Below are 25,744 nucleotides of genomic sequence, written 5' to 3' on the forward strand. Positions count from 1 at the left end.
GCGCCAATCATGCCCTCTCGCCCGGATTTGCCTTACGCCGGGCCGGTAGAGTCGGCTTCATGGTCGTACGCATCAACCGCGTGTACACGAAGGTCGGCGACAACGGCACCACGGCGCTCGGCGACGGCTCCCGCGTGCCGAAGACATCGCCACGGCTGGGTGCGTACGCCGACGTCGACGAAGCCAACTCCGTCATCGGGCTCGCGCTCGCGATGGGTGGTCTCCCCGAGGAGATCACGCAGGTGCTGCGTGCGGTGCAGAACGATCTCTTCGACGTCGGCGCGGATCTGTGCGCGCCGATCGTGGAGAACCCGCCGTACGAGCCGCTGCGGATCACCGAGCGGTACATCGAGCGGCTGGAAGGCTGGTGCGACGAGTTCAACGAGCGAGTGCCGAAGCTGACGTCGTTCATCCTGCCGGGTGGCACCCCGGGTGCGGCGTTCCTGCACCAGGCCCGCACGGTCGCGCGGCGGGCGGAGCGTTCCGGCTGGACGCTTTTCGAGGCCGAGCAGGCCACGACCAATCAGCTGGCGATCAAGTACCTGAACCGGCTCTCGGATCTGCTGTTCATCCTGTCCCGGCTGGCGAATCCGGACGGCGACATCCTGTGGCAGCCCGGCGGCGCGAGCTGAAGGGGACTTTCCCCTCGTAAGAAGCGGTGAAGGACGCTTTCCCCACATCGGATGCGGGGAAAGCGTCCTTCAGCTCACAATCGGCCCTGTTCCTGTGCTGCCCAATAGCGCTCGAGGTCGACGTCGGGCGTGCCGTCCTTGCCCGGGTCGATCGCCTTCATCGTGATCGTGTCCTCCAGGGACACGGGCTCGGGAAGGTGGCTCCAGCGGTTCGTGTCCTCGCTCTGAGTCATATGCCGAGAATAGCCGCGCGGCTCACCGGAAGGCCGGTAGAAATGCCGCTTCGTGATGATCCCATGTTTCCGCGGGCGCGTTCAGAGGACTAAATGCCCCAGGAAGCCCGCAGTGAAGCGAGAGCGTCGTGGAAACCCGGGAACGTCTTCTTCACGCAACCCGGGTCGTCCAGCGTGATCCCCGGCGTCCGCAGCCCCGTGACGCTGAACGACATCGCGATCCGGTGATCCCGCCGGCACTTCACCAGCGTCCCCGTCGGCACACCCGGCTGGACCTCGATCCAGTCCCGCCCCGTCTCGACCGAGACACCCATCGCGCGCAGGTTCTCCTCGCATGCCGCGAGCCGGTCGCATTCCTTGATCCGCGTGTTGTAGACGTCCTCGATCCGCACCGGCCCGTCCGCGAACGGCGCGATGGCCGCGAGCGTCGGCACGGTGTCGGAGATGTCGCGCATGTTCACCGTGACGCCGCGCAGCCCGCCCGTCCCGGTCACGGTCACGGCGTCCGGGCCCACCTCGACGTCCGCGCCCATCTGCCGCAAGACTTCGACGAAGGCCAGATCTCCCTGCAGGGCACGGTCACCCAGGCCCGGCACGGTCACCGAGTTGCCGGTCAGCGCGGCGGCCGCGAAGAAGTAGCTGGACGTCGACGCGTCGGGCTCGATCTCGTAGTGGCAAGCCCGGTAAGGCGTGGGCGGCACGACGAACGTGTCGCCGTCCCGGACGACCTCGACGCCGAAGCGCCGCATCATCGCGATGGTGATCTCGACGTAGGGCACCGAAACGAGGTCCGTCACGGTGATCCGCAGTCCCTCGGACGTCAGCGGCCCGACCAGCAGCAACGCGGTCAGGAACTGGGAGGACAGCCCCGCGTCCAGCGTCAGCTCCCCGCCCTTGATCCCGTCGGCCCGCACGACCAGCGGATGGTGCCCCGGCGAGCCTTCGAAGGTCAGGTCGACGCCCAGCTCCTGCAACGCGTCGGTCAGCGGCCCCAGCGGCCGGGCGCGCATCTGCTCGGAGGCGTCGAAGCGGAAGGTGCCGTGCCCGGCGGCGGCCAGCGCGGGCAGGAAACGCGCGGTGGTGGCGCCGTCGCGGCAAAAGACGTCGGCGCTGTCGACGGCTGGGCCCTCGGGCCTGCCGGAAATGGTCCACTCCGACTCGGAGCGGGAGACCTGGTAGCCGAGCTTGAGAAGGCCTTCGGCGAAGCCCTCGGAGTCATCCGAACGCAGCGGCCTGCCCAGCACGGTCGTCCCGTGGGCGGCGGCCGCGAGGAACAGGCCTCGGGCGGTGATCGACTTCGAACCGGGGATGTCGACGATGGTCACGGCGTGAGCATACGGCGTGCCCGAACGGCGAACTCGCGTGATCGAAGGCGGAACTCAGGAGGCGCGTGGGAGACGGCGGCCCGGCGGGGCCGACTCCAGCCAGGAGAGGAAACCGGTGAGGGCACCGGGCCCCATCGCGATCTCGATCGCCTCCTGCGTGGCGGACTCACACCGCAGGACGATCGAACCTTCGGGGACGGCGTACGCCTCCGTGCCGGAGGGATCGCGCCGGTCCGCGATCTCCATACTCGCCCGCTGGAAGACCCGGTCCGGGCCGGTCCGCAGGCTCCACACCCGGAACCAGACGAACTCGTCGCCCTCGTAGCGGCCCAGCCCCAGATGCCAGCTGGACCGCGCCTCGTCCGGACGCCACCGCAGGGCGACACTCACGCCACCACCGCGGCGCATCCGGACCCACCGCAACGAATACCAGGCCACGACGACGGCCAGGATGGTCAGGGCCCCGAGAACACCCACGGCGATTTCCACGGCCCGGCCCCTGTCCTTCGCCCGGTCAGACTGACTGACCGGCCGCGCGAAGCTGGGCGGTCGCCCTAGCCCGCTCTTGCTCGTCTTCGCCGGTCAGCGCCTTCTTGGCCGCGTCGACGTCGATCTCGTCCGAAAGCTCCGCGCTTTCGGCGAGGATGCTCACACCGGTCGCGGTGACCGACAGGAACCCGCCGTGCACCGCGGCGGTCACGGTCTCGCCGTCCGTGGTCGTCACCTTCACGACGCCACCCTCGACGAGCTGGCCCAGAACCGGCTCGTGACCGGCCATGATGCCGATCTCGCCCTCGGTGGTCTGCGCCACCACGAACGTGGCGGTACCGGACCACAGACGGCGCTCGACGGCTACCAGCTCGACAGAAATCTCAGCCACGTAGCTTCCCTTCACCTCAGGTGCTGGCACCGAGTGTAATAGTCAATGATCCCGGTAAGCGAACGACGGGACCAGCGTCCACAGTAGACACTGATCCCGCCGCTCATCGGAACATCACTTCTTGGTGATTTCCTTGTACTTCTTCTCGAGGTCTTCGAGGCCACCGATACCCAGGAACGCCTGCTCCGGGTAGTGGTCGAAGTCGCCCTTGGTGATGCGGTCGAAGGACTCGATGGTCTCCGACAGCGGCACGGTCGAGCCCGGCTGACCGGTGAACGCCTCGGCGACCAGCATGTTCTGCGACAGGAACCGCTCGATGCGGCGCGCGCGCTGAACGGTGAGCTTGTCCTCTTCCGACAGCTCGTCCATACCGAGGATCGCGATGATGTCCTGCAGCTCCTTGTACTTCTGCAGGATCCGGATGACCTCGGAGGCCACGCGGTAGTGGTCCTCACCGACGATGGCCGGGTCGAGAATGGTCGACGTCGACGCCAGCGGGTCCACCGCCGGGAAGATGCCCTTCTGGAACACGCCACGGGAAAGCTCCGTGGTGGCGTCCAGGTGGGCGAACGTCGTCGCCGGGGCCGGGTCGGTGTAGTCGTCCGCGGGGACGTAGATCGCCTGCATCGAGGTGATCGAACGACCACGGGTCGAGGTGATCCGCTCCTGGAGCTGACCCATCTCGTCGGCCAGCGTCGGCTGGTAACCCACGGCCGAAGGCATCCGGCCCAGCAGGGTCGACACCTCGGAACCGGCCTGGGTGAACCGGAAGATGTTGTCGATGAAGAGCAGCACGTCCTGGTTCTGCACATCGCGGAAGTACTCCGCCATGGTCAGCGCGGACAGCGCGACCCGCATACGGGTGCCCGGCGGCTCGTCCATCTGACCGAAGACGAGGGCGGTGTCGTTGATGACGCCGTCCTCCGACATCTCCAGGAAGAGGTCGTTGCCCTCACGGGTGCGCTCGCCGACACCGGCGAACACCGAGGTACCACCGAAGTTCCGGGCGACACGGGTGATCATCTCCTTGATGAGCACCGTCTTGCCGACGCCGGCACCGCCGAACAGGCCGATCTTGCCACCCTGCACGTACGGGGTCAGCAGGTCGACGACCTTGAGGCCGGTCTCCAGCATCTCCGTCTTGCCTTCGAGCTGGTCGAAGGAGGGCGGGTTGCGGTGGATGCCCCAGCGCTCGAGGTCCTCGCCGTAGCCGGGCTCGTCGAGGCACTCGCCGAGCGCGTTGTAGACGTGGCCCTTGACCTTGTCGCCGACCGGCACCGTGATGGGGCCGCCGGTGTCGGTGACCTCGGCGCCACGGACGAGGCCGTCCTGCGGCTGGAGCGAAATGGTGCGGACGAGGTTGTCACCGAGGTGGCTGGCGACCTCGAGCGTCACCGTCTTGCGGAGCTGCTCGAACTCGATTTCGACCTTGAGCGCGTTGAACTGGTCGGGAACGGAACCGCGCGGGAATTCGACGTCGACGACCGGGCCGGTCACCGAGACGATGCGCCCCTTGGCACGGGCTTCAGTACTGGTCATCAGTCATCACTTCCTGCTGCGGTGAGAGCGTTCGCCCCACCGACGATTTCGGAGATCTCCTGGGTGATCTGCGCCTGGCGGGCCTGGTTCGCCTCCCGCGTCAGCGTGTTCACCAGTTCGTTCGCGTTGTCCGACGCCGCCTTCATCGCGGTGCGGCGGGCCGCGAGTTCGGACGCCGCCGACTCGAGCATCGCCGCGAAGAGCCGCGTGTTGATGTACTTCGGCAGCAACGCGGCGAGCAGCTTCTCGGCGCTGGGCTCGAACTCGTAGCTCGGGAGCAGGCTGTCGGGCTTCTCCTCTTCGCCCTCGGTGTACTCGACCTCGAGCGGCGCGACGCGCTTGGCGACGGGACGCTGGGTGAGCATCGAGACGAACTCGGTGTAGACGACGTGGATCTCGTCGACACCCAGGATGCCGTCGGCGTTGCCTGCCTCGTCGTCGGCGCCGTTCAGGAACGACTCGACGATGAGCTCACCGGCCTCCGCGGCGTTGACGTAGCCGGGCTGGTCGGAGAAGCCCGTCCAGCTTTCGGCCACCTCACGCCCGCGGAACCGGTAGAAGCTCAAGCCCTTGTTGCCGGTCACGTACAGCACCGGCTCCTTGCCCTGCTCACGCAGCAGCGTGAGGAGCTCCTCGGTCGCCTTCAGCACGTTGGAGTTGTACCCACCGCACTGGCCCTTGTCGCTGGTGATCACGAGGACCGCCGCGCGCTTCGGGTTCGGACGCTCGACCAGCAACGGGTGGTCGAGGTTCGCCGAGGCTCCGGCCAGGGCCGAGAGCACGTTCGTGATCTCGTCCGAGTACGGCCGGGAAGCCGCGACCTTCGCCCGCGCCTTGGTGATGCGCGCGGTGGCGATGAGCTCCATCGCCTTGGTGATCTTGCCGATGGACTTGGTCGCCTTGATACGCGACCGGAGTTCTCGGAGTTGTGCGGCCATGAGCTATCAGCTCACTTCTTCGGGGCGGGCTTGTTGACCTTGACGGTCTCCTGCCCGACCTTCTCGGCGTCCATCGCGTCGGAGACCTCGACCAGGCTCTTGCCCTCGGAGGTGGTGAACTCCTTCTTGAACTCGTTCACCGCGTCGACCAGCCCGGAAGCGGTCTCCTTGGAGAACTTGCCCGACTCGCGGATGTCCTTGAGGAGCTCTCCGTGCTTGCGACGCGCGGAGTCGACGAACTCGTCGCGGAAGCGGCGCACGTCCTCGGTCGGAACGGTGTCGAAGTGACCGTTCGTGCCGAGGTACACCGTGACGACCTGCTCCTCGACCGGGATCGGCGAGTACTGCGGCTGCTTGAGCACCTCGTACAGGCGGGCACCACGCTCGAGCTGCGCCTTCGACGCGTCGTCGAGGTCCGAAGCGAAGGCCGCGAAGGCCTCCAGCTCGCGGTACTGCGACAGGTCGATACGGAGCGAACCCGAAACGTCCTTCATCGCCTTGACCTGCGCGGCACCACCCACGCGGGAAACCGAGATACCCACGTCGATGGCCGGGCGCTGACCGGCGTTGAACAGGTCCGACTGGAAGAAGCACTGACCGTCGGTGATCGAAATGACGTTCGTCGGGATGTAGGCCGACACGTCGTTCGCCTTGGTCTCGATGATCGGGAGACCGGTCAGCGAGCCCGCGCCCAGCTCGTCCGAGAGCTTCGCGCAACGCTCGAGGAGACGGGAGTGCAAGTAGAAGACGTCGCCGGGGAAGGCTTCGCGGCCCGGCGGGCGACGCAGCAGCAGCGAGATCGCGCGGTAGGCGTCGGCCTGCTTGGTCAGGTCGTCGAACACGATGAGGACGTGCTTGCCCTCGTACATCCAGTGCTGGCCGATGGCCGAGCCGGTGTACGGCGCGATCCACTTGAAGCCGGCGGAGTCCGACGCGGGGGCCGCGACGATGGTGGTGTACTCCATCGCGCCGGCGTCCTCGAGGGACTTCTTCACCGCGGCGATCGTGGAGCCCTTCTGGCCGACCGCGACGTAGATGCAGCGAACCTGCTTCTTCGGGTCGCCGGTCTCCCAGTTGGCCTTCTGGTTGATGATCGTGTCCACCGCGACGGCCGTCTTACCGGTCTTGCGGTCACCGATGATCAGCTGACGCTGGCCACGGCCGATCGGGGTCATCGCGTCGATCGCGGTGATACCGGTCTGCAGCGGCTCCGACACCGGCTGGCGCTCGACCACCGAAGCGGCCTTGACCTCCAGCGGGCGGCGGTCGGTGGTCTCGATCTCGCCGAGGCCGTCGATCGGGGCGCCCAGCGGGTTCACGACCCGGCCGAGGTAGCCCTCGCCGACCGGAACCGAGAGGACCTGACCGGTCCGCTTGACTTCCTGACCTTCGACGACGGTCTCGAAGTCACCGAGGATCGCGGCACCGATGGAGCGCGCGTCCAGGTTCAGCGCCACGCCGAGGACCCCGCCGGGGAACTCGAGCAGTTCGTTGGCCATCGCCGAGGGAAGACCCTCGATGTGGGCGATACCGTCACCGGCGTCGACGACGACGCCGACCTCTTCCCGGCTCACGTCCGGGGCGTAACTCGAGACGTAGTTCTCGATCGCGCTACGGATCTCATCCGAGGAGATCGTCAGCTCCGCCATTTCGTTCCCGCTCTCGCTTCGTTCGTGCCAGTGTGCAAAGTCGTTGTTGTGGGTTCAGCCGGCCAACCGGCGACGCAGGGCGTCGATCCGCCCCGCGGTGCTGCCGTCGATGACCTCGTCGCCGACGCGGACGACGAGTCCGCCGCCGAGTGACGGGTCGACCTCGACGTGCAGCGCGAGCTGCCGCCCGTAAAGGGCGTTGAGCTTCTCGCTCAGCCGGGCCTGCTGTTCGTCGGACAGCGCGCTCGCGCTGGTCACCCGGGCGACCGAACGTTCACGGCGTTCCGCGGCCAGCTGGACCAGCTCTTCGAGGGCGTTGCCGACCCCACGGCCCTTGGCGCGCAGGACGACCTGCTCGACGAGGGTCTTGGTGACCACGTCCACCTTGTCGGCGAACAGGGTGCGGACCAGGGTCCGCTTCGCCTCCGCGGGGGCGGTCAGGTCGGACAGTGCCCGTTCGAGCTCCGGCTCACCCGCGACGATACGACTGACCCGGAACAGCTGGTCTTCGACAGCGTCGATGTTCCCGGACTTCTCCGCACTGGTGAGCAGCGCCGAGCGGCCGAGGGCCTCGAGCCCGTCGGTCAGTTCGCGCGGGCTCGACCAGCGGCTGCCAGCCACGGAGTCGAGCACCTGCAGGGCCGGCTCGGAAACCTTGCCCGCGAGGATCCCGCGGGCGAGGCCGATCCGGGCTTCGGACGAGGCCGAACCGTCGGCGACGGCCCGGCGCAGGCCGATCTCCCGGTCCAGCAGGGCGACGACCGAAAGCAACTCGTCGCCGACCGTCGCCGGGTCCGTACCCGCGGCGGCCAGAACCTCGCCGAGACGCTTCTCGGCGAGGTCGAGCGCTTCACGGCTCGCAGCATGCAGCGTCATTCTGGTCTACTTCCCCGCTCCGAGACCGGCACCGTTGGCGCCTGCGGTCTCCAATTCGGCCAGGAACCGGTCCACGGTGCCGTGACGGCGCGCGTCGTCCGCGAGCGACTCGCCGACGATGCGGCTGGCCAGCTCGACGGAGTTACGGCCGAGTTCGGCGCGCAGTTCGGCGATGATCTGCGCCTTCTGGGCCTGCAGCTGAGCCTGGCCCTGGGCGACGATGCGCTGGGACTCGGACTCCGCCTCGGCCCGCAGCTCCGCCTTGATCTGCTCGGCTTCGAGCCGGGCGTCGTCGCGGATCTTCGCGGCCTCGGAACGGGCTTCCGCCAGCTGCGCCTTGTACTGCGCAAGGTTTTCTTCGGCTTCGGCCTGAGCCTTCTCGGCCCGCTCGATGCCACCCTCGATCAGCTTGGTCCGCTCTTCGTAGGTCGCCTCGAAACGAGGGACCACGTACTTCTTCAGAACGAACAGCAGCAGAAGGAAGGCGATGAACCCGAGGATGAGCTCGGGAACGTGCGGCACGATCGGGTTGGGCGCCTCTTCGGCGGCCAACACCAATTCGGTCTTCAGCACAACGTCTCCTTAAGCGATGAGCGGAACTCAGCCCTAGGCGGAGGCGAGGAAGTAGATGACGATACCGATCAGCGCGAGCACCTCGGTCAGCACGAAGGTCGAGAAGGCGATGCCCTGCAGCTTGCCCTGGGCCTCCGGCTGACGGGCGGTTCCGTTGATGACCGCGGCGAAGATGAGACCCACACCGATACCGGGGCCGATCGCGCCGAGGCCGTAACCGATGGCGGCAAGACCCTTGTTGATGCTGACGGCCTCGGTGGCGGCCTGCGCAAGAACGATGTTGCTCACGTGCGTTTCCCTTCAAACTCGGTCCGCGCGACTCACGCGGATCGGGGGCTTTTGGTGTTTCTCAGTGCTCCGACGCCAGCGCGGCGCCGATGTACCCTGCGGACAGCAGCGCGAAGATGTACGCCTGCAGGATCTGGATGAAGGCCTCCAGGAACGTCATCGCGATGGCGAAGAGGAACGCCACCGGCGACGCGACCTTCACGATGCCTTCGCCCTCGGTCAGCAGGAAACTCCCGCCGAGCGTGAAGACCATGATGATGAGGTGCCCGGCGAACATCGCCGCGAAGACTCGGATGGCCAGGGTGGCCGGTGCGATGAAGAACTTCTGCGCGAACTCGATGGTGGAGTACAGCGGCAGAACGAATCCGGGAATACCCGCCGGAGCCAGTTCCTTCTTGAGGTAACCCTTGAAACCGTGGCGCTTGAACCCGACGTAGTGGTACACCGGGTAAACGACAAGGAACGCGAGGGCGACCGGGAAGCCGATTCGCGCCATGGTCGGGAACTGGAAGAACGGGATGATTCCGAAGAGGTTGTTCACCAGCACGAAGCTGAACAGCCCCAGGATCAGCGGAATGAACGGCTTGAAGTCGGCCGATCCGATCTGCTCACGCGCGATGTTGTTGCGGCCGAAGTTGTAAATGCTTTCGGCGATGAACTGTCCCTTGCCGGGAACGACCTTGAGGCGGCGCGACGTCACCATGAAGTAGGTGACGATGATGATCAGTGAGATGACCACCAGCAGCATCGGCTTGGTGAAGCTCAACCAATAGCCGGAGCCGAACAACGGCGGCAGGTTGAAGTCTTTGACACCAGGCGGCGCGAACTCCGCACCCTCGGCTAGTACCAGCGCGCCCACTGGGCTCCTTCCGGTTCTCCCGGCCGGCGTTCACTCCGCCGGGGGAATCGTCACGATCTGGACTTAACGTACCCGACACGTATCGGGCCGTCGGAGGCGGCCACCCCACGATGTGCTGAACACGGCTTCACGTTCCGCACACGAGGATTCTCGATGCAGTGCTCCCGGGAGACAGACGCCTACCAGCGGGTAAGAGGGACGATTCAACGCCGTCGCCACACTGCTGTTCGGGGTTCGTCATCAGGAGCCGGCGACCGAGGCCGCCGCCCATACGCGGACCATATCAGGGGGTACCGGCGGGCCGTACAGGCGTACTACATTGCCCCCGATCGGCCGAGGACCTAGGTCCCGCCCCAGGTCAGGACCTCGGTCCTCCGAATCAGCGGGAGGCGGGGATGATCGTCGGGATCTTGGTCTTCCGGAAGGCCGCGAACTCCACCGCGGCGGCCACCAGGATCGCGACGATCATGGTGACGCCCAAGGCCATCGGGTGGATCGAGCTGACCCCACGGAGCAGGGTCAGCGCCCCGAACAGGAGGACGATCTTGAGCACGTAACCACCGAGAGCGATCACCATCACGAACATCGGGTCCATGCCGGCGCTGAAGCGCATCAGGCCCAGCGTCGCGAGAGCGGACACGATGGCGAGCACGCCGCCGACGACCGAGCCGAGCAGGCCCGGGAGTCCATTGAGGATGGTGAAGACGACAATGCAGATCAGCACCGCGGGCGGAACCAGCTTCAGGGAAGCCTTCGTCATCGCGTTGGCCGCCTGCAGGACCACCTTGGCGTGAGGGTTCTCCTCCGTCTCGGCGGTCTTCTCGGTCTCGCTCACAGAAAACTCCCTGATCGTCTCAGCCCGCCAGTGTAGGCCCGCACCGATACGGCCGTTCAAGCAGTCCGGTTCCGGGACCGCAGCCGGGGCACGATCGACACCAGGGTCGCCAGCAGGAAGCCGAAGCCGACGATCCAGAAGACCGCGGCGCTGTCGAACAGCGTGACCGAAACCGCGCCGAACGCGAGCAGGCCCGCCCACAAGTAGATGAGCAGCACCGCGCGGCGCTGGGAGTGGCCGATCTCCAGCAGGCGGTGGTGCAGGTGCATCTTGTCCGCGGCGAACGGGCTCTCGCCGCGACGGGTGCGGCGGATGACCGCCATGATCAGGTCGAGCATCGGCACGAACAGCACCGCGGCGACCACGACAAGCGGCGAAAGCAACGCGAGTGCGTCCTTTCCGCTGAACTGCGGGTACGGCACGCGGCCCGACGCGGACGTCGTCGCGCCCGCCAGCATGAGGCCGATCATCATCGAACCCGAGTCGCCCATGAAGATCTTCGCGGGCTGGAAGTTGTACGGCAGGAAGCCGAGACAGGCCCCGGCGAGCGTGGCGGCGATGAGGGCGGGCGGGTACGCGCCGACGTCGCCACCCGAGGAGTCGAGCAGGCCGAGAGAGAAGGAACAGGTCGCCGCGGCGGCGATGAAGCCGAGGCCGCCGGCGAGCCCGTCGAGGCCGTCGACGAAGTTCATCGCGTTGACCATGACGACCACCAGCACGACGGTCAGCAGCGCGCCCTGGTTCTTGTCCAGCACCAGCACCTGGCCGAAGGACTCGCCACCGCCGCCCCACGGCACCCAGAACGACACCCACTGCACACCGAAGATCACCAGGATCCCGGCGCACATGACCTGGCCGGCCAGTTTCGTCCAGGCGTCCAGCTCGAACCGGTCGTCGAGGGCGCCGATCAGGGAGATCACCCCGGCGGCGAGCAGGACGCCCAGCGAATCGAAGGAGAAGTCGAAACCGCGGCTCAGCGCGGGCAGCTGGTGCGCGAGCCCCATCGCGGCGGCGACGCCGAGGAAGATCCCGATGCCGCCCATCCGCGGGATCGGGGTGACGTGGACGTCGCGGGCCCGCGGGTTGGCGATCGCGCCGATCCGGATGGCGACCCGGCGCACGACGCCGGTGAGCAGGAAGGTCACGGCCGCCGCGGTGAGGGCGACGAGGATGTACTCCCGGATCGGGAGGCCTTGCGTAGGAGGCATGATGCGTTACGCCGCCGAGGTCCAAGTCACTCGAACACGCTACCGCGCTGGGGGGATACGCCCGGACACGGTCCTAGGCGAGTGACTCCGCGGGCACTCCCAGTACTTCCGCGACGGCGGCGCGGCTGACCGCGCCCTCCCGCAGGATGACCGGGTCGTCGCCGGTGAGGTCGACCATCGTGGACGGCACGGGATCGCCGGACGAGCCGCCGTCGAGGTACACCGCGACGCTGTCACCCAGCTGGTCGACGGCTTCCTGCGCGGTGGTGGCGGGCGGGCGCCCGGACACGTTGGCGCTGGAGACCGCCATCGGGCCGACGTCGCGCAGCAGTTCCAGCGCGACCGGGTGCAGCGGCATCCGCAGCATCACCGTTCCGCGTGACTGGCCCAGATCCCACTGCAGGCTCGGCGCGTGCGGAAGAATGATCGAGAGATCGCCGGGCCAGAAGGCCTCGATGAGCGCGCGGGCCTGGGGCGGCGTGCCGAGCACGAGTCCGTCCACAGTGGACCACGAGCCGACCAGGACGCCGACCGGCATGTCCGGCCCGCGGTTCTTGGCCCGGAGGAGGGACTGGACGGCGCCGCCGTCGAAGGCGTCCGCGCCGATGCCGTAGACCGTGTCCGTCGGGAGGACGACGAGACGGCTGGAACGCACGGCGCTCGCCGCCGCGGCGAGCCCGTCGGCCCGGGATTCATGCTTGCTGCAGTCGTACACCGCGCTCATGGCCCTTGAGCCTAGCCCGGGGGCTGAAGGGCCCTTTCCCCGCATGCGATGCAGCGAAGGGGCCTTTCCAGGACCTGGACGTCGTAGCCGACGCCGCGGGTGCCGTACGAGCCGAGGTAGGANCCGAACGACGAGCCGGAGCGGGCGGGCTTCACGAAGACCGGGTAGTTCAGCTGGTCCGTGGCATGCGGCGAAAGGCCCCTTCAGCACCCGTCAGAAGGCGAAAGCGGTGCAGAACGACGTCGCCGTCTTCGCCGGATCCGCGATCGACGTCGCGGTCAGCTTGATATGCGCGACGTGGTCACCGCCCGCGGCCCGTTTGGCGTGCGCCGTCGCCGAAGACCGCCCGCCGAACGGGACGGTCGACAGCTCGTTCGGCAGCCGTACTTCCCAGCCCTTCGCGTTGGTGGACGCGCTCAGCCGGTAGGTGTCGGTGTCGAACGGCGCCGCCGCGCCCTTCGCGTCCCCGGTGTTGAACACCGGGAACGAGCAGCTCGCGAGGCCCTGCTTGGCGAACGCCGGGGCCGATGGCCACAGCGAAACACCTCTGGCCCGAGAGCCGGCGCCGTCGAGCGAAGCCACCGTGACGACGTAGGACAGCACGCCCTTGCGGTCGCGCTCGACGTCCGAGACGAGGAACTTCAGCCTGTTCGCCTCGTCGGTGTACTCGTACTTGCTCGCGGAACCGGTGCCCGCCTTGAACGCCGCGTCGTTGAGCTGGCGGTAGTCGCCGATCGTGATCGGCACCGCGGTGCCGTCCGGTTTCTTGTAGTCGGTCATGCCGATGTCGGCCGGATTCGCGTCGATGATCCATTCGAACGGCGCGTTGTCCTGGTTCTTGGTCTTCGCGATGATGACCCCGGAATCGGGGGCGAAGGAATCGCTGCCCATCCGGTCGACGACCTCGACGGTGTAATTGTGGTACCCACCGCCGTCACAGAACGGATCCTTGGACCGGTCGCATTTCGGCGAAAGGTCCCCGCTGGTCAGCGCGATGTTGATGCCGCTGTAGGCGCCCTGCCCGGGAAGAACCGAACGCGCCGTGATCCTCGCCGAAACCGGGCCGGTCTCGGCGAGCTGGTTCCGGTCGAGTTTCAGCACGTCCTCGGGGTCGATGATGTCGAGCTTCATCTTGGTGCGCAGCATGTGATGCGACCCCATCGAGCCACCCTGAGTAGCCGGGATCTGCCAGCGCGTGTGCGGTCCGCCCGGGCCGTTGAAGCTGCCGCGCGACATCATCTCCCACGGACCGGTGTAGGTCCTGGACGGCGGGGTGCCGAACGGGTTGTTGTAATTGTCGCCGATACCGAGAATGTGGCTCAATTCGTGCGCGTAGACCGCCTGACCCGAGCTTTCGGCCTGGGTCGAGGAACCGGTGACCGCGTTCGGCCAGATACTCGCCGCCGATTTCCACGACGTCCACGGAACGTACCGGGTGGACGCGGCGTTCGGCATTCCCGCGACACCGGGGCCGAATTCGTCGGGCACGTTCCCCGGCTCGCCGAACTTCATCACGCCGAATTCCTGCCAGGTCGCGCTCTCGTCCTGGCCCGCGGAAAGGTAGAAGATGAAGTCGAACTGCTTGGCGACGTCACCCACGTCCGCCCGCCAGGCCGCGCCCGCGTCGGCGCGCAGGTCACGCTTGCAGTTCGCGTCCGGCGGGCAAGCGTCGGGCTGGAACTCCATGCCGTATTCGAAGGACTTGCCGGGCAGGCGGTACGGCCCGAACGCGGTCAGTTCGACCCCCATCCTGCCGCCGGAGTCCTCCATCCAGTACTCGTTGATGGTGTGGCCGCGGTTGATCGCCTGCGGCTTGTTGAGGAAGTCCTGGTAGAACTTCGCGACGTCCGCGCGCGGGATGTTGCTCGCGGCGGGGCCGGGGTTGCCGAACACCGTCGAATGCGTCGGTTGCGTGACCGCGAACTCCTGATCGGGGTAGTCCGCGAGCACCACGGCGCCCTTGAACGTCCGCTTCGTCGGCTTCAGCGCGGGGTCGGCCCAGTTGGTGCCGGGCGGCTTGCGGTAGTCGTCCCACGTCATATGGTCCTGGTTCTCCCAGGTCGACCCGTCGATCGGGGCGGGCCAGCCTTTCACCGGCACCGCGGCGGACGCGGGTTGGGCGACCAGACCCGGCAGCAACGCGACGGTGGCGAGGACGGCGAGTGTTCTGAGTGGGGCTCGTCGGAGAGACGATCGCATCGGGGTACACCTCCCAGTCGGACCGCCGATGAGGCGGCCGTGCTCGACGTTAGGAGGTGGGCTTTGCCGTGGGCACCGCCGGAAGTCGTGAGTCTCGCTAACTATCGGCCCCCGCATCCCACCGCGTTCAGTCCTCTGAATGCAAGGGGTCAGGAGACCCGCAAGGCGGTGACGAACCGCGGCCGTCCGGCGAGATCGAGGTGTCCCTGGACGTCGGTCAGCACCCGTCGCGCCCGTACGAGCGCCGGGACGGCGGAGCCGTGCGTGTCGTCGTGCTCGATCGCCATGCCGCCGGTGGGCCGCAGCAGGCGCGCGGCCGCGGTGATCGCGTGCCGGATCACCGCCAGCCCGCTCTCCTCCGCGAACACAGCGCGCGGCGGGTCGTGCTCCGCGACCTCCGTCGGCACGGGCGTGCCTTCGGGAACGTACGGCGGGTTGCACAGGACCAGGTCGACGAGCCCGTCGAGTTCGGCGAACATCGTGCTGTCCGCGACATCACCGGAGTACAGGCGGATGGGCGTGTCCCCCGCGTCGGCGTGGACGTCCGCGTTGTGCCTGGCCCACGCGAGCGCCTGCGCGTCGATGTCGACCGCGTAGACGACGGCGTCCGGCCGCGCGTGCTGCACGGCCAGCGCCAGCGCGCCCGATCCCGTGCACAGGTCGACCACCACCGGATACTCGCGCCCGTGCAGCAGTTTGAGGCCCCATTCCAGGAGCAGTTCGGTCTCCGGCCGCGGGACGAACACCCCGGCGCCGACGTTGACGGTGATGTCGCCGAGCGCGGCCCAGCCGGTGAGGTACTGCAGCGGGATCCGTTTGGCCCGCTGGTTCACGAGCTGGCCGATCGCGTCGATGACGGGCGGGTCCACCAGCGGCACCATCGGCAGGCGGCCGCGTTCGACGCCGAGGACATGGGAGGCGATCAGTTCCGCGTCCGAACGCGGTGACGCCACACCGGCCTCGGTGAGGATGCGGGTCGCTTCCATGATGGCGAGGCGCAACGGCTGCCGGTTCACTGGTGTTCCTTCACAGAGTCAAGCCTGACACACGAGGCACGCGTGCCGGGGTCGATACACGCGGGCCCAGCGTATCGATTCCTTTCACCTCACCCGCCACGAGAGCGACGACAACGTGAGCGCCGCTTCAGCCACGCGCCGCGCAAGGTCGGTCTGAAGACTCTTCGTCGCCGAAGCGATCCACTCGTCCACGTTCCGTACACCGACATCGCGGTACTCGACGGCCTGAAGCAGCATCTCGAGCTTGTCCGCGTCGCGCGCGTAGAGCGCCTCCGGGCTTTCAGCGGACTCGTACTCGTCGACGGCGTCGCGGACCGAGTCACGCGCTGCGCCGGGAAGCGACGCCGTCTGCGCGGCGGTGATCGCCCGCGGGTCCGGCTTCTCGACGAAACCCTTGATCGTGTGCGGAAGGTCGCCGGTCCGCGTCTCCTGCGTGTCGTGCCAGAGCGCGAGGTACGCCGCCTTCGCCGGGTCGGCGCCGCCCTCGGCCGCGAGCAGACCGGCCAGCTGCGCGACCCGGGCGGTGTGCTCGGCGACCGATTCGGGATCGCGGACCCCCGCCTGCCACCACCCGGCCCGCCGGATCCGCTTGAGCACACCCAGTTCGAACCCGAATCTGGCCAGGGCTTCCACAGTTCTCCTACGCGTCGAGGGTGAGATATCCGGCCAGTGTCCCGCGCCGCCGCCGGAGGGTGTCGATGCGGTCGTCCATTTCGGCCAGTTCGCGCCGGATCTCCGCGACGACCGTCGGGCAGAGGTCGAGTTCCGGCAGTTCCCCGTTCGCGCACGGCAGTACCTTCGCGATGACCTGCGTGCTCAGCCCGGCCGCGAGGAGCGCGCGGATCTGCCGAACGGTGGTGACCGCGTCTTCGTCGAAGCTGCGATAGCAGTTGGAGTCGCGCCGCGAGACCAGCAGCCCCTGCTCCTCGTAGTAGCGCAGCAGCCGCTGGCTCACACCGGTCCGCCGGGACAGCTCGCCGATCAGCATGTGACCCCCGTCATCCGAGTTTGACCTTCACATCGATGTCAGTACCTAACGTCGCCGGCATGACGAATCATTTCGCGCGCGTCGTCCGCGGTTCCGGTCCCGGCCTGCTGCTCGCCCACGGCAGTGGCGGCAGCGTCGAGGGCAACTTCGGGAGCATCCTCGACGACCTCGCCCGCACGCACACCGTCGTCGGCCCCGACTACCCCGGCTCCGGGGCCACGCCGCGCAGCACCGAACCGCTGGACCTCGACGCCGTCGCGGACGAGCTGGTCTCCATCGCCGTCGAGGCCGGCCTCGAACGCTTCGCGATCCTCGGCTACTCGCTCGGCACCGGCGTCGCCGTCCGCGCCGCGACCCGGCACCCCGATCGGGTCACCGGGCTCATCCTGACCGCCGGGTTCACGAAACCGGACAACCGGCTCCTGCTGGCCGTCGACATCTGGCGCGAGCTGCTGACCGGCGACCGGAAGCTGCTCGCGAAGTTCCTCACTTTCGCCGCCACCGGCGAGAAGCAGCTGAACGCGCTGACCCCCTCGGAGCTCGAAGCCGCCATCGAAGGACTCGCCGGATTCATCCCGGAGGGCAGCCCCGAACACGCGGCCCTGGTCGCGAACGTCGACACCCGCGCCGAACTGGCCGGGATCTCGGTCCCCACCCTCGTCATCGCCACGACCCTGGACGGCCTCGTCCCGCCGGTCCACTCCCGCGAACTCGCGGCCGGGATCCCCGGCGCCGAATTGGTCGAGATCGAAGCCGGGCACGGTATCGGCACCGAGGCCCGCGACGAATGGCTCGGCGTGATCCAGAAGTTCCTCGACCAGGCGTAGTCCTCGCATACAGAGGGTGCCAAGTCGATCACTGTCACGGATATTCTATGGTGGCCCGGATGAGGTATCGGGAGATAGGAGTGCCCTTCGGAGCGTTTTCCGCCGCGCTGGGCGTGCTGATCGTCCGTTTCCTCATTCCACGCCCGATCGGCATGGCCGACAACGGCGACGGCTGGCGCATCCTGTGCCAGCTCGGCGCCCGCGAGCTCGACAGGCCTCCGGAGTACTTCGTCCGCTTCTCCTACGGCCCTGCCCCGGCCTGTAACAGCGAGTACATCTCCAGCCAGAGCTGGATCGACAAGATCGCCAGCGGACTCGGGCAGCTGCTCGGCTCGTCGGCGATCCTGGACCTCCTGGTGCTGGGCGTGCTGGGCTGCCTGCTGGTCGCGGGCGGGATCGCCGCGATCGTGGCGGGCCTGCGCCTTTCCGCCCGGAACAGCGTCATCGCCACGGTCGCGCTCCTTCTGGTCGTGGCGGACTCGGCCTTCTTCGGCTACTTCGCCTCGGTGCTGAGCGAGGGCGCCGCCTTCGCCGGGATGATCCTGCTCGCCGGCGGGCTCCTGCTCATGCACCGCACCGGGCCGTGGCGCTACACCGGCGCCGCGGTCACCGTGCTCGGCGCGATGATCGGGATCAACGCGAAATCGCAGACGCTGCTGCTGATCCCGCTGTTCGCGCTCGCGCTGCTGTTCGTCCGGCCGCCGGGCAGCCGCGGCCTGGCCCGGTGGGCCCTGCCGCTGGCCGTGCTCGCCATCGTCGGCACGGGCACCGCGCTGGTGCAGGGGGCGGGCGACTCGGCGAACGCGGAGTACCGCGAGGCCAACATGTACCACGTCGTGTTCAACGGGATCGTGGACGGGAAACACGACACCACCGGCGACCTCGCCGCGCTGGGTCTCCCGCCGGAGTTCGCCGAGTACGTCGGCACGGGCTGGTGGAGCGACAACGCGGCGTGGCACTCCCCCGAGTATCCGAAGTACCGCGACAAGATCAGCCGCCGCAACGTCGCCCAGTACTACCTCGAACACCCGGACCGTGTGGTCCAGATGCTGCACCGTTCCGCGCAGGAGACGCTGACGGCCCGCGTGCCGAACCTCGGGAGCTTCGGCGAGCACGCCGGGCAGCCCCCGCTGGCCAAGGAGTACCGGATCCCGGTCCTGTCCGGGATCACCGGCTGGATCGCGCCGCTGGGGTTGTCCGCCTTGCTGCCGATCTGGCTGCTCGTCGGCTGGGCGGGGCTCCGCGCCTTCCGCAACCGCACCGGGCGCCGCGACGTGGGCATCGTGGTGCTCATGTTCCTGTTGTTCGCGATGGGACAGTTCCTGGTCTCCGGCCTCGCGGAAGGCATCGAGAACATCAAGCACCAGCAGCTGACGATCTTCCCGACCTTGCTCGCCGCCGCCTTCGCCGCGCTTTCGTTCCTTCCGCAGCGAAACAACGAATCGGACGTCGAAACGGAGTCCGAGACCAGGGAAAAGGCGATTTCGGTCTCCTGAACCCGCGATATCCGGATAATTGAGCCGACTGATCCTGTTCCGGTCACCGGGGCATCGGCACCCCGCGCAGGCCCTGTCGTGCGGTCCCTGTAGGAATTCAGTCATGACCGACACGATCACGGCGGGCCCCACCAGGGTTCCCGCGGACTCCAGCGAGCGAAGAACCGGGCGCGAGCGAGTGCTCGGCTGGCTGGCCGGGGACTACGGCAAGGTCCTCCTGGTCGTCCTCGCCTGGAACGTCGCACTGACCGCGGTGGCGTGGCTGTTCGGCCCCTCCACTCCGTCGAGCGAGGGTATTCCCAAGACCGGTATCGGCTCGACGCTGAGCCTGCTGTCCCACACCTACCGCTGGGACGCCGGCAACTACGGCGAGATCGCCGAACACGCGTACACCGGCGACTTCATCCCGGTGCGGGCGTTCTATCCGGTGTTCCCGATCTGCGTGTGGCTGGTCAAGACCCTCAGTTTCGGCACTCTCGGCCTGCTCACGGCCGGGTTCGTCGTCAACCTGATCGCGACCTGGCTGGCAGGCGTCGCCCTGCTCAAGATCGCCCGGTTCTTCCTCACCGCGACTCGCTCGCACTGGCTGGTCGTCGGCGCGTTCCTGACCGCGCCCGCCGCCTTCTTCCTGCACTCGTTCTACAGCGAGGCGGTGTTCTGCGCACTCGGCTTCTGGGCGTATCTGTTCGCGTTACGACGCCAATGGCTGTGGATGGGGCTGTGCCTGATCCCGCTCACCGCGTCACGGATCACCGCGGCGGTGTTCATCGGGCTGTGTTTCCTCGAGTTCTGGCGTTCCTCCGGCTGGAAGCCGCGCGGCCTGCTGTCCTGGCCGATCCTCTGGTTCCCGGTCGCCTATGTCGGCCTCGGCGCGCACATGCTGTACATGAAGCTCGAGACCGGCAGCGCGACCGCCAGTTTCACCGCGCTCGAAAGCGCCGGCACCTGGTCGTACCACAAGTTCAACCCGAACATCTTCGGCACGACGCTGACGGAACTGAAGATCACCGCCAGCGCGCTCACCGGTGGCAGCCCGATGACCGGGTGGACGCTGATGAGCCACGTACTGCCGACGATCGGCCTGGTCCTGCTCGTGGCCTCGTCGGTTTACTTCTTCATCGCGCTGCGGTCGAAAGGCCTGCCGCTCGCGCTGTTCGGGATCGCCTCCTTCGTGATGCTGACGCTGAACAGCAACGTCGTCTCGGTGCACCGGTATCTCCTTCCGTGTCTGGTCATGTACGTGGCGTTGGTCCACTTGGCCGAATGGCGACCGAAACTGCGCGGTGTGGTTTACGCGACGCTGTACCTGAATTCGCTGATCTGTACCGCGATCTTCATCCGGTTCGCGACAGGTCACTGGGCAGGCTGAGAAACCGGCAGGGTCCCGGAAAGGCCTTTCGCCGATCTTCTAGAATCACTCCGCTCAGGCCGTGAGAGTCACTCACCGCCTTCTCTTGAAAACCGCACCAGGGGGTATCCAGTGCCCGCGGACCACGACAGACGCCGGATCGCGTTCATCTTCCCCATCTACAACGAGGAAGAGAACATCGAACTCCTCCACCGCACGGTGGACGAGACGATCGCGCCGCTCGTCGACAAGTACGACTTCAGCTTCGTCTACGTCGACGACGGCAGCCGCGATCGGTCGATGGACCTGCTCGCCGCGCTGAGCGGGCGCGACGCCCGCGTCACCGTGATCGAACTTTCCCGCAACTTCGGTCACCAGATGGCGGTCACCGCCGGGCTCGACCTGGTGGACGCGGACGCGGCGATCATCATGGACAGCGACATGCAGGACCCGCCGAGGGTGGCGCTGGAATTGATCGCCAAATGGGAAGAAGGCTTCGACGTCGTCTATGCGCAGCGTCGTTCGCGCCAGGACTCGGCGTTCAAGAAGCTCACCGCCGGCGCCTTCTACTGGTTCCTGCGGAAGATGGCGTCCGTCGAGATCCCCCGAAACACCGGAGACTTCCGGCTGATCGACCGCAAGGTCGTCGACGAACTGCGCAAATATCGCGAACAGGACCGGTTCCTGCGCGGCCTGATCAGTTACATCGGCTTCAAGCAGACAGCCGTCCTGTTCGACCGCGACAAGCGGCACGCGGGGGTGACCGGTTATCCGCTGCGCAAGATGCTCCGCTTCGCCGCGGACGGCATCCTCGGCTTCTCCGTCGCGCCGCTGCGGATGATCACCCGGCTCGGCTACCTGATCTCGCTGCTCAGCTTCCTCGGCATCCTGTACGTGCTCGGAGTCAAGCTTTTCGCGCCGACGACCGCCGTCCCGGGCTGGGCCTTCATCACCGCCGCGATGTTCTTCCTCGGCGGTATCCAGATCATCATGCTCGGGGTACTCGGCAGCTACATCGGACGGACGTACTCGCAGGTGCAGAACCGCCCGCTCTACGGCGTCGCGTCGGTCCGCTCGGGTTCACCCGTCGACGCCGGGCAAGTCGCCCGGTGAAGCCGATCAGCGGCACCCAAGTGCGCTTCGGTGTCGTCGGGGTGCTCAACACCGCCGTCGACGCGCTCGGCTATGCCCTGCTGGCGACGCTCGGCGTCCCGATGTTCGTCGCGAACTTCATCTCGACCACGGCGGGTATGCTCCTGAGTTTCACGCTCAACCGGAACTTCACTTTCCGCGCGAAGGACGGCGACATCCGCCGTCAGGCCGTTCTCTTCTTCGCCGTGACGGCCTTCGGCCTGTGGGTCGTGCACGCCGCCGTGATCTTCGGGGTCACCAAGCTCTTTCCCGGGATCAACGTGCTCATCCCGAAACTGGGCGCCATCGCGGTCGGCATGGTGTGGAACTACGTCCTCTACAAGAAGATCGTCTTCCGGCAGGCGGCAGCCGAACCCGCGGTGGTTCAGCCCGGTTCGCCGGCGAACTGAACCGCCGCGGAGATCAACGCCGGCATATCTGCCGTCCATTCACGTCCAACGCGTTTCAAACGCGTGTCACGGAGAGCCCCACCACCGGACGGGCGTCGTTCCTTGGGGCGCCCGTCCCGCGTAGGCTGAGCGCCACCTGTACGCGCCGAAGGGCTCACGAAATAGTCATGGATCTCCGGGAAACGACGGTCGTCACGCGGATATCCGCGAATATCGGGACCGAGGACTTCGCCGCGGCCGCCGCGCTGGGCGAACGTCTCATCGGCGAGTTCGAGGCCACCGAGCTGGAGATCTGCCGGGCGGACCCCGAAGGCGGCTGGACGGGTTATCTGGTCTCAGTCGGCTATCGCACGCCTCCGGCCGACGGTGAAGATCCCGCCGAAACACTGCACCGAGCCGCGGTACCCGCGCTTTTCCACTTCGGACTGAATGCGCAATTCTTCGAAATCCACGGCACGCCGGAGACCGGCCAATACGGAAGCTACGACGCCTACGACACCCGAGCGGACGGATTCACGCTCCATTCGCTGATGGCGTCCGTCGGCGGCACCGACCCACGTGAGCCCGCGTACGTCACAAGGCACGATTTCTCGCCGCGTGCGGACACCGATGTCATTTCGCGGGTGCATCTCTATGTCCCCACTGGTGACCTGCGATCGGCCGTGGACCTGTGCGGTCGTCCCGCGACCGACCTTTCGGCGTCACTGGTCCGGATCAGCACGGACGCAGGTCCTTGCGAAGCGGTGTTCCTGTCGGCTTTCCCCGCTCTGGCAGGGGAAAGCGGTGAAGAAGCGCTCAGGCGGGTCGCGAACGAGGTGACCGACAGGCTGTCGCAGGTGAACATGTCCGTCCGGGCGGTCCATACCGCGCTGGAGGACGATCCGTTCTACACCGAGCCCGGCTAGTTCGCCTCAGCCCGCGTGGGCCGCGAGCCGCTCTTCGCGGTCCGCGGTGATGAGCGCGTCCAGCACGCCGTCGAGGTCGCCGTCGAGGACCTGGTCCAGGTTGTACGCCTTGTAGTTCACCCGGTGGTCGGCGATGCGGTTCTCGGCGAAGTTGTAGGTGCGGACCCGCTCGGAGCGGTCGACGGTGCGGACCTGCGAGCGGCGCGCGTCCGACGCCTTCGCGGCGGCCTCCTCCTCGGCGATCGCCTGGAGGCGGGCCTGCAGCACCTGCAGGGCGCGGGCGCGGTTCTGGATCTGCGACTTCTCGTTCTGGCACGAGACGACCACGCCGGTCGGGAGGTGGGTGATCCGCACCGCCGAGTCGGTCGTGTTCACGCTCTGGCCGCCGGGGCCGGACGAGCGGTAGACGTCGATCCGCAGGTCGTTCGGGTCGATCTCGACCTCGACGTCCTCGGGTTCGGGGTAGATGAGCACGCCGGACGCGGAGGTGTGGATGCGGCCCTGCGATTCGGTGGCGGGCACGCGCTGCACGCGGTGCACCCCGCCCTCGAACTTCAGCCGCGCCCAGACGCCGTCGGCCTCGGCGGAACGGCTCTTGATGGACACGGTGACGTCCTTGAAGCCACCGAGGTCCGAGTCGACCGAGTCGAGCACCTCGGCCTTCCAGCCGCGACGCTCGGCGTAGCGCAGGTACATGCGCAGCAGGTCGCCGGCGAACAGCGCCGACTCCTCGCCACCTTCACCCGACTTGATCTCCATGACCACGTCGGAGCCGTCGTACGGGTCGCGCGGCAGGAGCAGTTCGGTAAGCTTGGCCTCGAGCACGGGGATCTTGGCGGAGATCTCCTCGGCCTCGGCCGCGAAGGCGGAGTCTTCCGCCGCCAGTTCCTTCGCCGTCTCGAGGTCTTCACGGGCGGTGTCGAGCTCGCGGACCGTCTTGACGACGGGGCTCAGCTCCGCGTACCGGCGGCCGAGCTTGCGAGCGCGCGCCTGGTCGGCGTGCACGGACGGGTCGGCCAGCTGCTCTTCCAGCTGGGCGTGCTCTTCGAGCAGACCCTTCAGCGAACTCGAATCCACCACTCCACCTCTCAACGGACCCTGATAGAACCATGAAAAACGGCGCCCACCCGGACATGCGGGTAGGCGCCGTCATTCAAGCTACTTGGCGTCTTCGGCCTTCTTGCGCTTGCCGTAGCGAGCCTCGAAGCGCGCGACGCGGCCGCCGGTGTCCATGAGCTTCTGCTTGCCGGTGTAGAACGGGTGGCAGTTCGAGCAGATCTCGACGTGGAGGTTGCCGGAGGTCTTGGTGCTGCGCGTGGTGAATTCGTTGCCACAGTCACAGTTCACGTGCGTGACGACGTACTCGGGGTGAATACCGCTTTTCATGGTGTCCTCTCTCGTTGGCCCCGGGTCCCCGAGCGGGGTGAACCGGTGCCGGACTTCAGCGGATGATTTTGCCAGATGTGCTGGCAGTGGCGTCAACGCACCCCACCCTCGGCATATTCCAGCACGTTGAGTTATCAACCATCTACGCCCAGTTGTACGAAATTTGTACTTGGTCACGCGATGCTCTTCCTGTTGGTGATTCCTCAACAGGAGGTACTGATCATGCGCACCATCCTCGCCAAGGTGGCGAAGCCGGCCTCCGTCGCCGCGCTGGCCATCGCGGCCCTCGCAGTGGCTCCGATCGCAGGAGCCGCTCCGGCCGCCCCCGAATCGGGCGCCAGCATCACCGCCGCCGACATCAACCCGGCCGCGGGGACGTTCACCACCCTGTCCGACGGTGACCTGGCCATCCAGGGCGCCGGCGACGGCACGCCCGCCGGCGCCGTCCAGTGGTTCAAGAACCACATGGGCTCCACCGCGTACCAGGGCCTCTGCGAGAAGGCCGTCGAGAACGCCTACGGGACCACCGGCGTCTGGGCCTCGGCCAACGCGCACTGGAACGGCGCGAGCCCGAAGCACACGACCGGGACGCCGCCGAAGGGCTCCTTCGTGTACTGGAACATCAGCCAGTGGGGCCACGTCGGCATCGCCGACGGCTCCGGCGGGATCTACGCCTCCAGCATCGGCGGCAAGATCGGCCACGCGTCGAGCGTGCACTACTTCAACAACTACCGCGGCTGGACCCCTGCGGCGGTTCCGCACCGCTGAGCCCTCGGGTCGCGTGAAGGCCCCCTTCCCTTCGCTGAGCCGAGGGAAAGAGGCCTTCACGCGCTACCCAGCTGCTTCAGCCAGCGCTTCGTCGTGCGCGGCGAGGTCAGCCGCACCACGGGCACCGCCGGATCCGCGACCCAGCCGCGGATCGTGCGCCGTTTGCGCGCGAACGAGCGGAAGTGCCACACGATGATCGAGTCGCCGGAGAGCATGCCCCGCAGCGTCTCGACGTTGCCGTTGCAGATCCGCCGACGGGTGACACACCGCACCACGGTCCGGCGCACCAGACGGCTCAGCGAAACCCAGCGCGGATAGTCCAGCGCGACGATCAGTTCGGCGCGGGGCAACGCGATGTCGCGCCATTTGGCGAACATCCCGTCGATGACCCAGCGCTCCCCCGCGACCAGCGCGCCGATCCGGCGTCGCTGCTCGTCGTCGGGGACGGGCACCCAGCCTGGCTGCCAGGCGAGCTCGTCGTCGACCGAATGGCACGGCAGCCCGGTCCGCTCGGCCAGCTTTCGCGCCAGCGTCGACTTACCCGACCCGGTGACCCCGTACACGACGATGCGCCCCGGCACCGAACCCACGGCTTCCTCCCCTGCATGGACCACCGTCCGTGAAGGCCTCCTTCCCTACCTTGAGAGTAGGGAAGGAGGCCTTCACGACCTCACCTTGCGGCGCGCGCCCCAGTACAGGAAGGCCCCCTTC

The 25,744-nt window shown here is 67.4% G+C and carries 30 protein-coding genes; 8 read left to right on the forward strand and 22 right to left on the reverse strand.

Going from position 1 to position 25,744, the window contains the following annotated elements; genetic code table 11:
• Window positions 1-59: 59 nt before the first annotated feature.
• Window positions 60-632 carry a cob(I)yrinic acid a,c-diamide adenosyltransferase gene (locus LCL61_RS35260; protein WP_340683748.1) on the forward strand — a complete coding sequence of 191 codons (573 nt, stop codon included), beginning with the start codon at window positions 60-62 and terminating at the stop codon, window positions 630-632.
• Window positions 633-706: 74 nt separating this feature from the next.
• Here LCL61_RS35260 and LCL61_RS35265 read toward each other — a convergent pair whose 3' ends face one another.
• The 19 genes from LCL61_RS35265 to LCL61_RS35350 all read right to left on the reverse strand — a co-directional run bounded on the left by LCL61_RS35265 (window position 707) and on the right by LCL61_RS35350 (window position 16,762).
• Complete coding sequence (locus LCL61_RS35265) at window positions 707-865, reverse strand: hypothetical protein (RefSeq protein ID WP_228688237.1); 159 nt, start codon at window positions 863-865, stop codon at window positions 707-709.
• 89 nt (window positions 866-954) lie between these two features.
• The gene (gene aroA / locus LCL61_RS35270) at window positions 955-2,190 is read right to left on the reverse strand and encodes a 3-phosphoshikimate 1-carboxyvinyltransferase (protein WP_340683749.1); all 1,236 of its coding nucleotides are present in this window, start codon (window positions 2,188-2,190) and stop codon (window positions 955-957) included.
• A 54-nt stretch (window positions 2,191-2,244) separates the two neighbouring features.
• Window positions 2,245-2,679 carry a DUF2550 domain-containing protein gene (locus LCL61_RS35275; RefSeq protein ID WP_039915170.1) on the reverse strand — a complete coding sequence of 145 codons (435 nt, stop codon included), beginning with the start codon at window positions 2,677-2,679 and terminating at the stop codon, window positions 2,245-2,247.
• 25 nt (window positions 2,680-2,704) lie between these two features.
• The gene (locus LCL61_RS35280) at window positions 2,705-3,070 is read right to left on the reverse strand and encodes a F0F1 ATP synthase subunit epsilon (RefSeq protein WP_016336851.1); all 366 of its coding nucleotides are present in this window, start codon (window positions 3,068-3,070) and stop codon (window positions 2,705-2,707) included.
• 114 nt (window positions 3,071-3,184) lie between these two features.
• The gene (atpD, locus tag LCL61_RS35285; RefSeq protein ID WP_038508936.1) at window positions 3,185-4,609 is read right to left on the reverse strand and encodes a F0F1 ATP synthase subunit beta; all 1,425 of its coding nucleotides are present in this window, start codon (window positions 4,607-4,609) and stop codon (window positions 3,185-3,187) included.
• Window positions 4,609-5,547, reverse strand: coding sequence for a F0F1 ATP synthase subunit gamma (locus LCL61_RS35290; protein ID WP_340683750.1), 939 nt, complete (start codon window positions 5,545-5,547; stop codon window positions 4,609-4,611). The genes atpD and LCL61_RS35290 overlap by 1 nt, the downstream gene beginning before the upstream one ends.
• Before the next feature lie 11 nt (window positions 5,548-5,558).
• The gene (gene atpA / locus LCL61_RS35295; protein WP_125673802.1) at window positions 5,559-7,196 is read right to left on the reverse strand and encodes a F0F1 ATP synthase subunit alpha; all 1,638 of its coding nucleotides are present in this window, start codon (window positions 7,194-7,196) and stop codon (window positions 5,559-5,561) included.
• 54 nt (window positions 7,197-7,250) lie between these two features.
• A complete protein-coding gene (locus LCL61_RS35300; protein WP_340683751.1) occupies window positions 7,251-8,072 on the reverse strand; it encodes a F0F1 ATP synthase subunit delta in 822 nt (273 codons plus the stop codon).
• Window positions 8,073-8,078: 6 nt separating this feature from the next.
• Window positions 8,079-8,645, reverse strand: a complete 567-nt coding sequence (locus LCL61_RS35305) for a F0F1 ATP synthase subunit B (protein WP_034308950.1) — start codon at window positions 8,643-8,645, stop codon at window positions 8,079-8,081.
• 33 nt (window positions 8,646-8,678) lie between these two features.
• A complete protein-coding gene (locus LCL61_RS35310; RefSeq protein WP_063277150.1) occupies window positions 8,679-8,933 on the reverse strand; it encodes an ATP F0F1 synthase subunit C in 255 nt (84 codons plus the stop codon).
• Between the two features lie 61 nt (window positions 8,934-8,994).
• A complete protein-coding gene (gene atpB, locus LCL61_RS35315; protein ID WP_340683752.1) occupies window positions 8,995-9,792 on the reverse strand; it encodes a F0F1 ATP synthase subunit A in 798 nt (265 codons plus the stop codon).
• A 379-nt stretch (window positions 9,793-10,171) separates the two neighbouring features.
• Window positions 10,172-10,627: a hypothetical protein gene (locus LCL61_RS35320; protein WP_340683753.1), complete on the reverse strand. Its 456-nt coding sequence runs from the start codon at window positions 10,625-10,627 to the stop codon at window positions 10,172-10,174.
• Window positions 10,628-10,683: 56 nt separating this feature from the next.
• Complete coding sequence (locus tag LCL61_RS35325) at window positions 10,684-11,835, reverse strand: MraY family glycosyltransferase (protein ID WP_340683754.1); 1,152 nt, start codon at window positions 11,833-11,835, stop codon at window positions 10,684-10,686.
• A 73-nt stretch (window positions 11,836-11,908) separates the two neighbouring features.
• Complete coding sequence (locus LCL61_RS35330) at window positions 11,909-12,559, reverse strand: L-threonylcarbamoyladenylate synthase (protein WP_340683755.1); 651 nt, start codon at window positions 12,557-12,559, stop codon at window positions 11,909-11,911.
• A gap of 11 nt (window positions 12,560-12,570) precedes the next feature.
• On the reverse strand, window positions 12,571-12,732 hold the full coding sequence (locus tag LCL61_RS42720; RefSeq protein ID WP_425342077.1) for a hypothetical protein: 162 nt from the start codon (window positions 12,730-12,732) through the stop codon (window positions 12,571-12,573).
• A gap of 40 nt (window positions 12,733-12,772) precedes the next feature.
• Window positions 12,773-14,758, reverse strand: coding sequence for a M6 family metalloprotease domain-containing protein (locus tag LCL61_RS35335; protein WP_340683756.1), 1,986 nt, complete (start codon window positions 14,756-14,758; stop codon window positions 12,773-12,775).
• Between the two features lie 149 nt (window positions 14,759-14,907).
• Window positions 14,908-15,774 carry a peptide chain release factor N(5)-glutamine methyltransferase gene (prmC, locus tag LCL61_RS35340; protein ID WP_340683757.1) on the reverse strand — a complete coding sequence of 289 codons (867 nt, stop codon included), beginning with the start codon at window positions 15,772-15,774 and terminating at the stop codon, window positions 14,908-14,910.
• An 84-nt stretch (window positions 15,775-15,858) separates the two neighbouring features.
• Window positions 15,859-16,407, reverse strand: a complete 549-nt coding sequence (locus tag LCL61_RS35345; RefSeq protein ID WP_340683758.1) for an HD domain-containing protein — start codon at window positions 16,405-16,407, stop codon at window positions 15,859-15,861.
• Window positions 16,408-16,414: 7 nt separating this feature from the next.
• A complete protein-coding gene (locus LCL61_RS35350; protein ID WP_340683759.1) occupies window positions 16,415-16,762 on the reverse strand; it encodes a MerR family transcriptional regulator in 348 nt (115 codons plus the stop codon).
• A 59-nt stretch (window positions 16,763-16,821) separates the two neighbouring features.
• Between LCL61_RS35350 and LCL61_RS35355 the strand changes: the two genes are divergently transcribed.
• The 6 genes from LCL61_RS35355 (at window position 16,822) to LCL61_RS35380 (ending at window position 22,879) form a co-directional block, all read left to right on the forward strand.
• On the forward strand, window positions 16,822-17,589 hold the full coding sequence (locus LCL61_RS35355; protein WP_340683760.1) for an alpha/beta hydrolase: 768 nt from the start codon (window positions 16,822-16,824) through the stop codon (window positions 17,587-17,589).
• A gap of 59 nt (window positions 17,590-17,648) precedes the next feature.
• Entirely contained in the window at window positions 17,649-19,085 is a 1,437-nt protein-coding gene (locus LCL61_RS35360) for a hypothetical protein (protein ID WP_340683761.1), read from the forward strand.
• A 103-nt stretch (window positions 19,086-19,188) separates the two neighbouring features.
• Complete coding sequence (locus tag LCL61_RS35365; protein WP_340683762.1) at window positions 19,189-20,454, forward strand: hypothetical protein; 1,266 nt, start codon at window positions 19,189-19,191, stop codon at window positions 20,452-20,454.
• 111 nt (window positions 20,455-20,565) lie between these two features.
• Window positions 20,566-21,546, forward strand: coding sequence for a glycosyltransferase family 2 protein (locus LCL61_RS35370; RefSeq protein WP_340683763.1), 981 nt, complete (start codon window positions 20,566-20,568; stop codon window positions 21,544-21,546).
• Window positions 21,543-21,974, forward strand: coding sequence for a GtrA family protein (locus LCL61_RS35375; RefSeq protein ID WP_340683764.1), 432 nt, complete (start codon window positions 21,543-21,545; stop codon window positions 21,972-21,974). The genes LCL61_RS35370 and LCL61_RS35375 overlap by 4 nt, the downstream gene beginning before the upstream one ends.
• A 167-nt stretch (window positions 21,975-22,141) precedes the next feature.
• Window positions 22,142-22,879: a hypothetical protein gene (locus LCL61_RS35380; protein WP_340683765.1), complete on the forward strand. Its 738-nt coding sequence runs from the start codon at window positions 22,142-22,144 to the stop codon at window positions 22,877-22,879.
• A gap of 6 nt (window positions 22,880-22,885) precedes the next feature.
• Here LCL61_RS35380 and prfA read toward each other — a convergent pair whose 3' ends face one another.
• Both prfA and rpmE read right to left on the reverse strand, forming a co-directional pair.
• On the reverse strand, window positions 22,886-23,956 hold the full coding sequence (gene prfA / locus LCL61_RS35385) for a peptide chain release factor 1 (protein ID WP_340683766.1): 1,071 nt from the start codon (window positions 23,954-23,956) through the stop codon (window positions 22,886-22,888).
• Window positions 23,957-24,037: 81 nt separating this feature from the next.
• The gene (gene rpmE / locus LCL61_RS35390) at window positions 24,038-24,265 is read right to left on the reverse strand and encodes a 50S ribosomal protein L31 (protein WP_007028345.1); all 228 of its coding nucleotides are present in this window, start codon (window positions 24,263-24,265) and stop codon (window positions 24,038-24,040) included.
• Between the two features lie 222 nt (window positions 24,266-24,487).
• Here rpmE and LCL61_RS35395 point away from each other — a divergent pair, with 222 nt between their 5' ends.
• On the forward strand, window positions 24,488-25,033 hold the full coding sequence (locus tag LCL61_RS35395) for a CHAP domain-containing protein (RefSeq protein ID WP_340683767.1): 546 nt from the start codon (window positions 24,488-24,490) through the stop codon (window positions 25,031-25,033).
• A gap of 56 nt (window positions 25,034-25,089) precedes the next feature.
• Here LCL61_RS35395 and LCL61_RS35400 read toward each other — a convergent pair whose 3' ends face one another.
• Window positions 25,090-25,623: an AAA family ATPase gene (locus LCL61_RS35400; RefSeq protein WP_340683768.1), complete on the reverse strand. Its 534-nt coding sequence runs from the start codon at window positions 25,621-25,623 to the stop codon at window positions 25,090-25,092.
• Window positions 25,624-25,744 lie beyond the last annotated feature (121 nt).

The organism is Amycolatopsis coloradensis (assembly GCF_037997115.1).
GTDB classification, from domain to species: Bacteria; Actinomycetota; Actinomycetes; order Mycobacteriales; family Pseudonocardiaceae; genus Amycolatopsis; species Amycolatopsis coloradensis_A.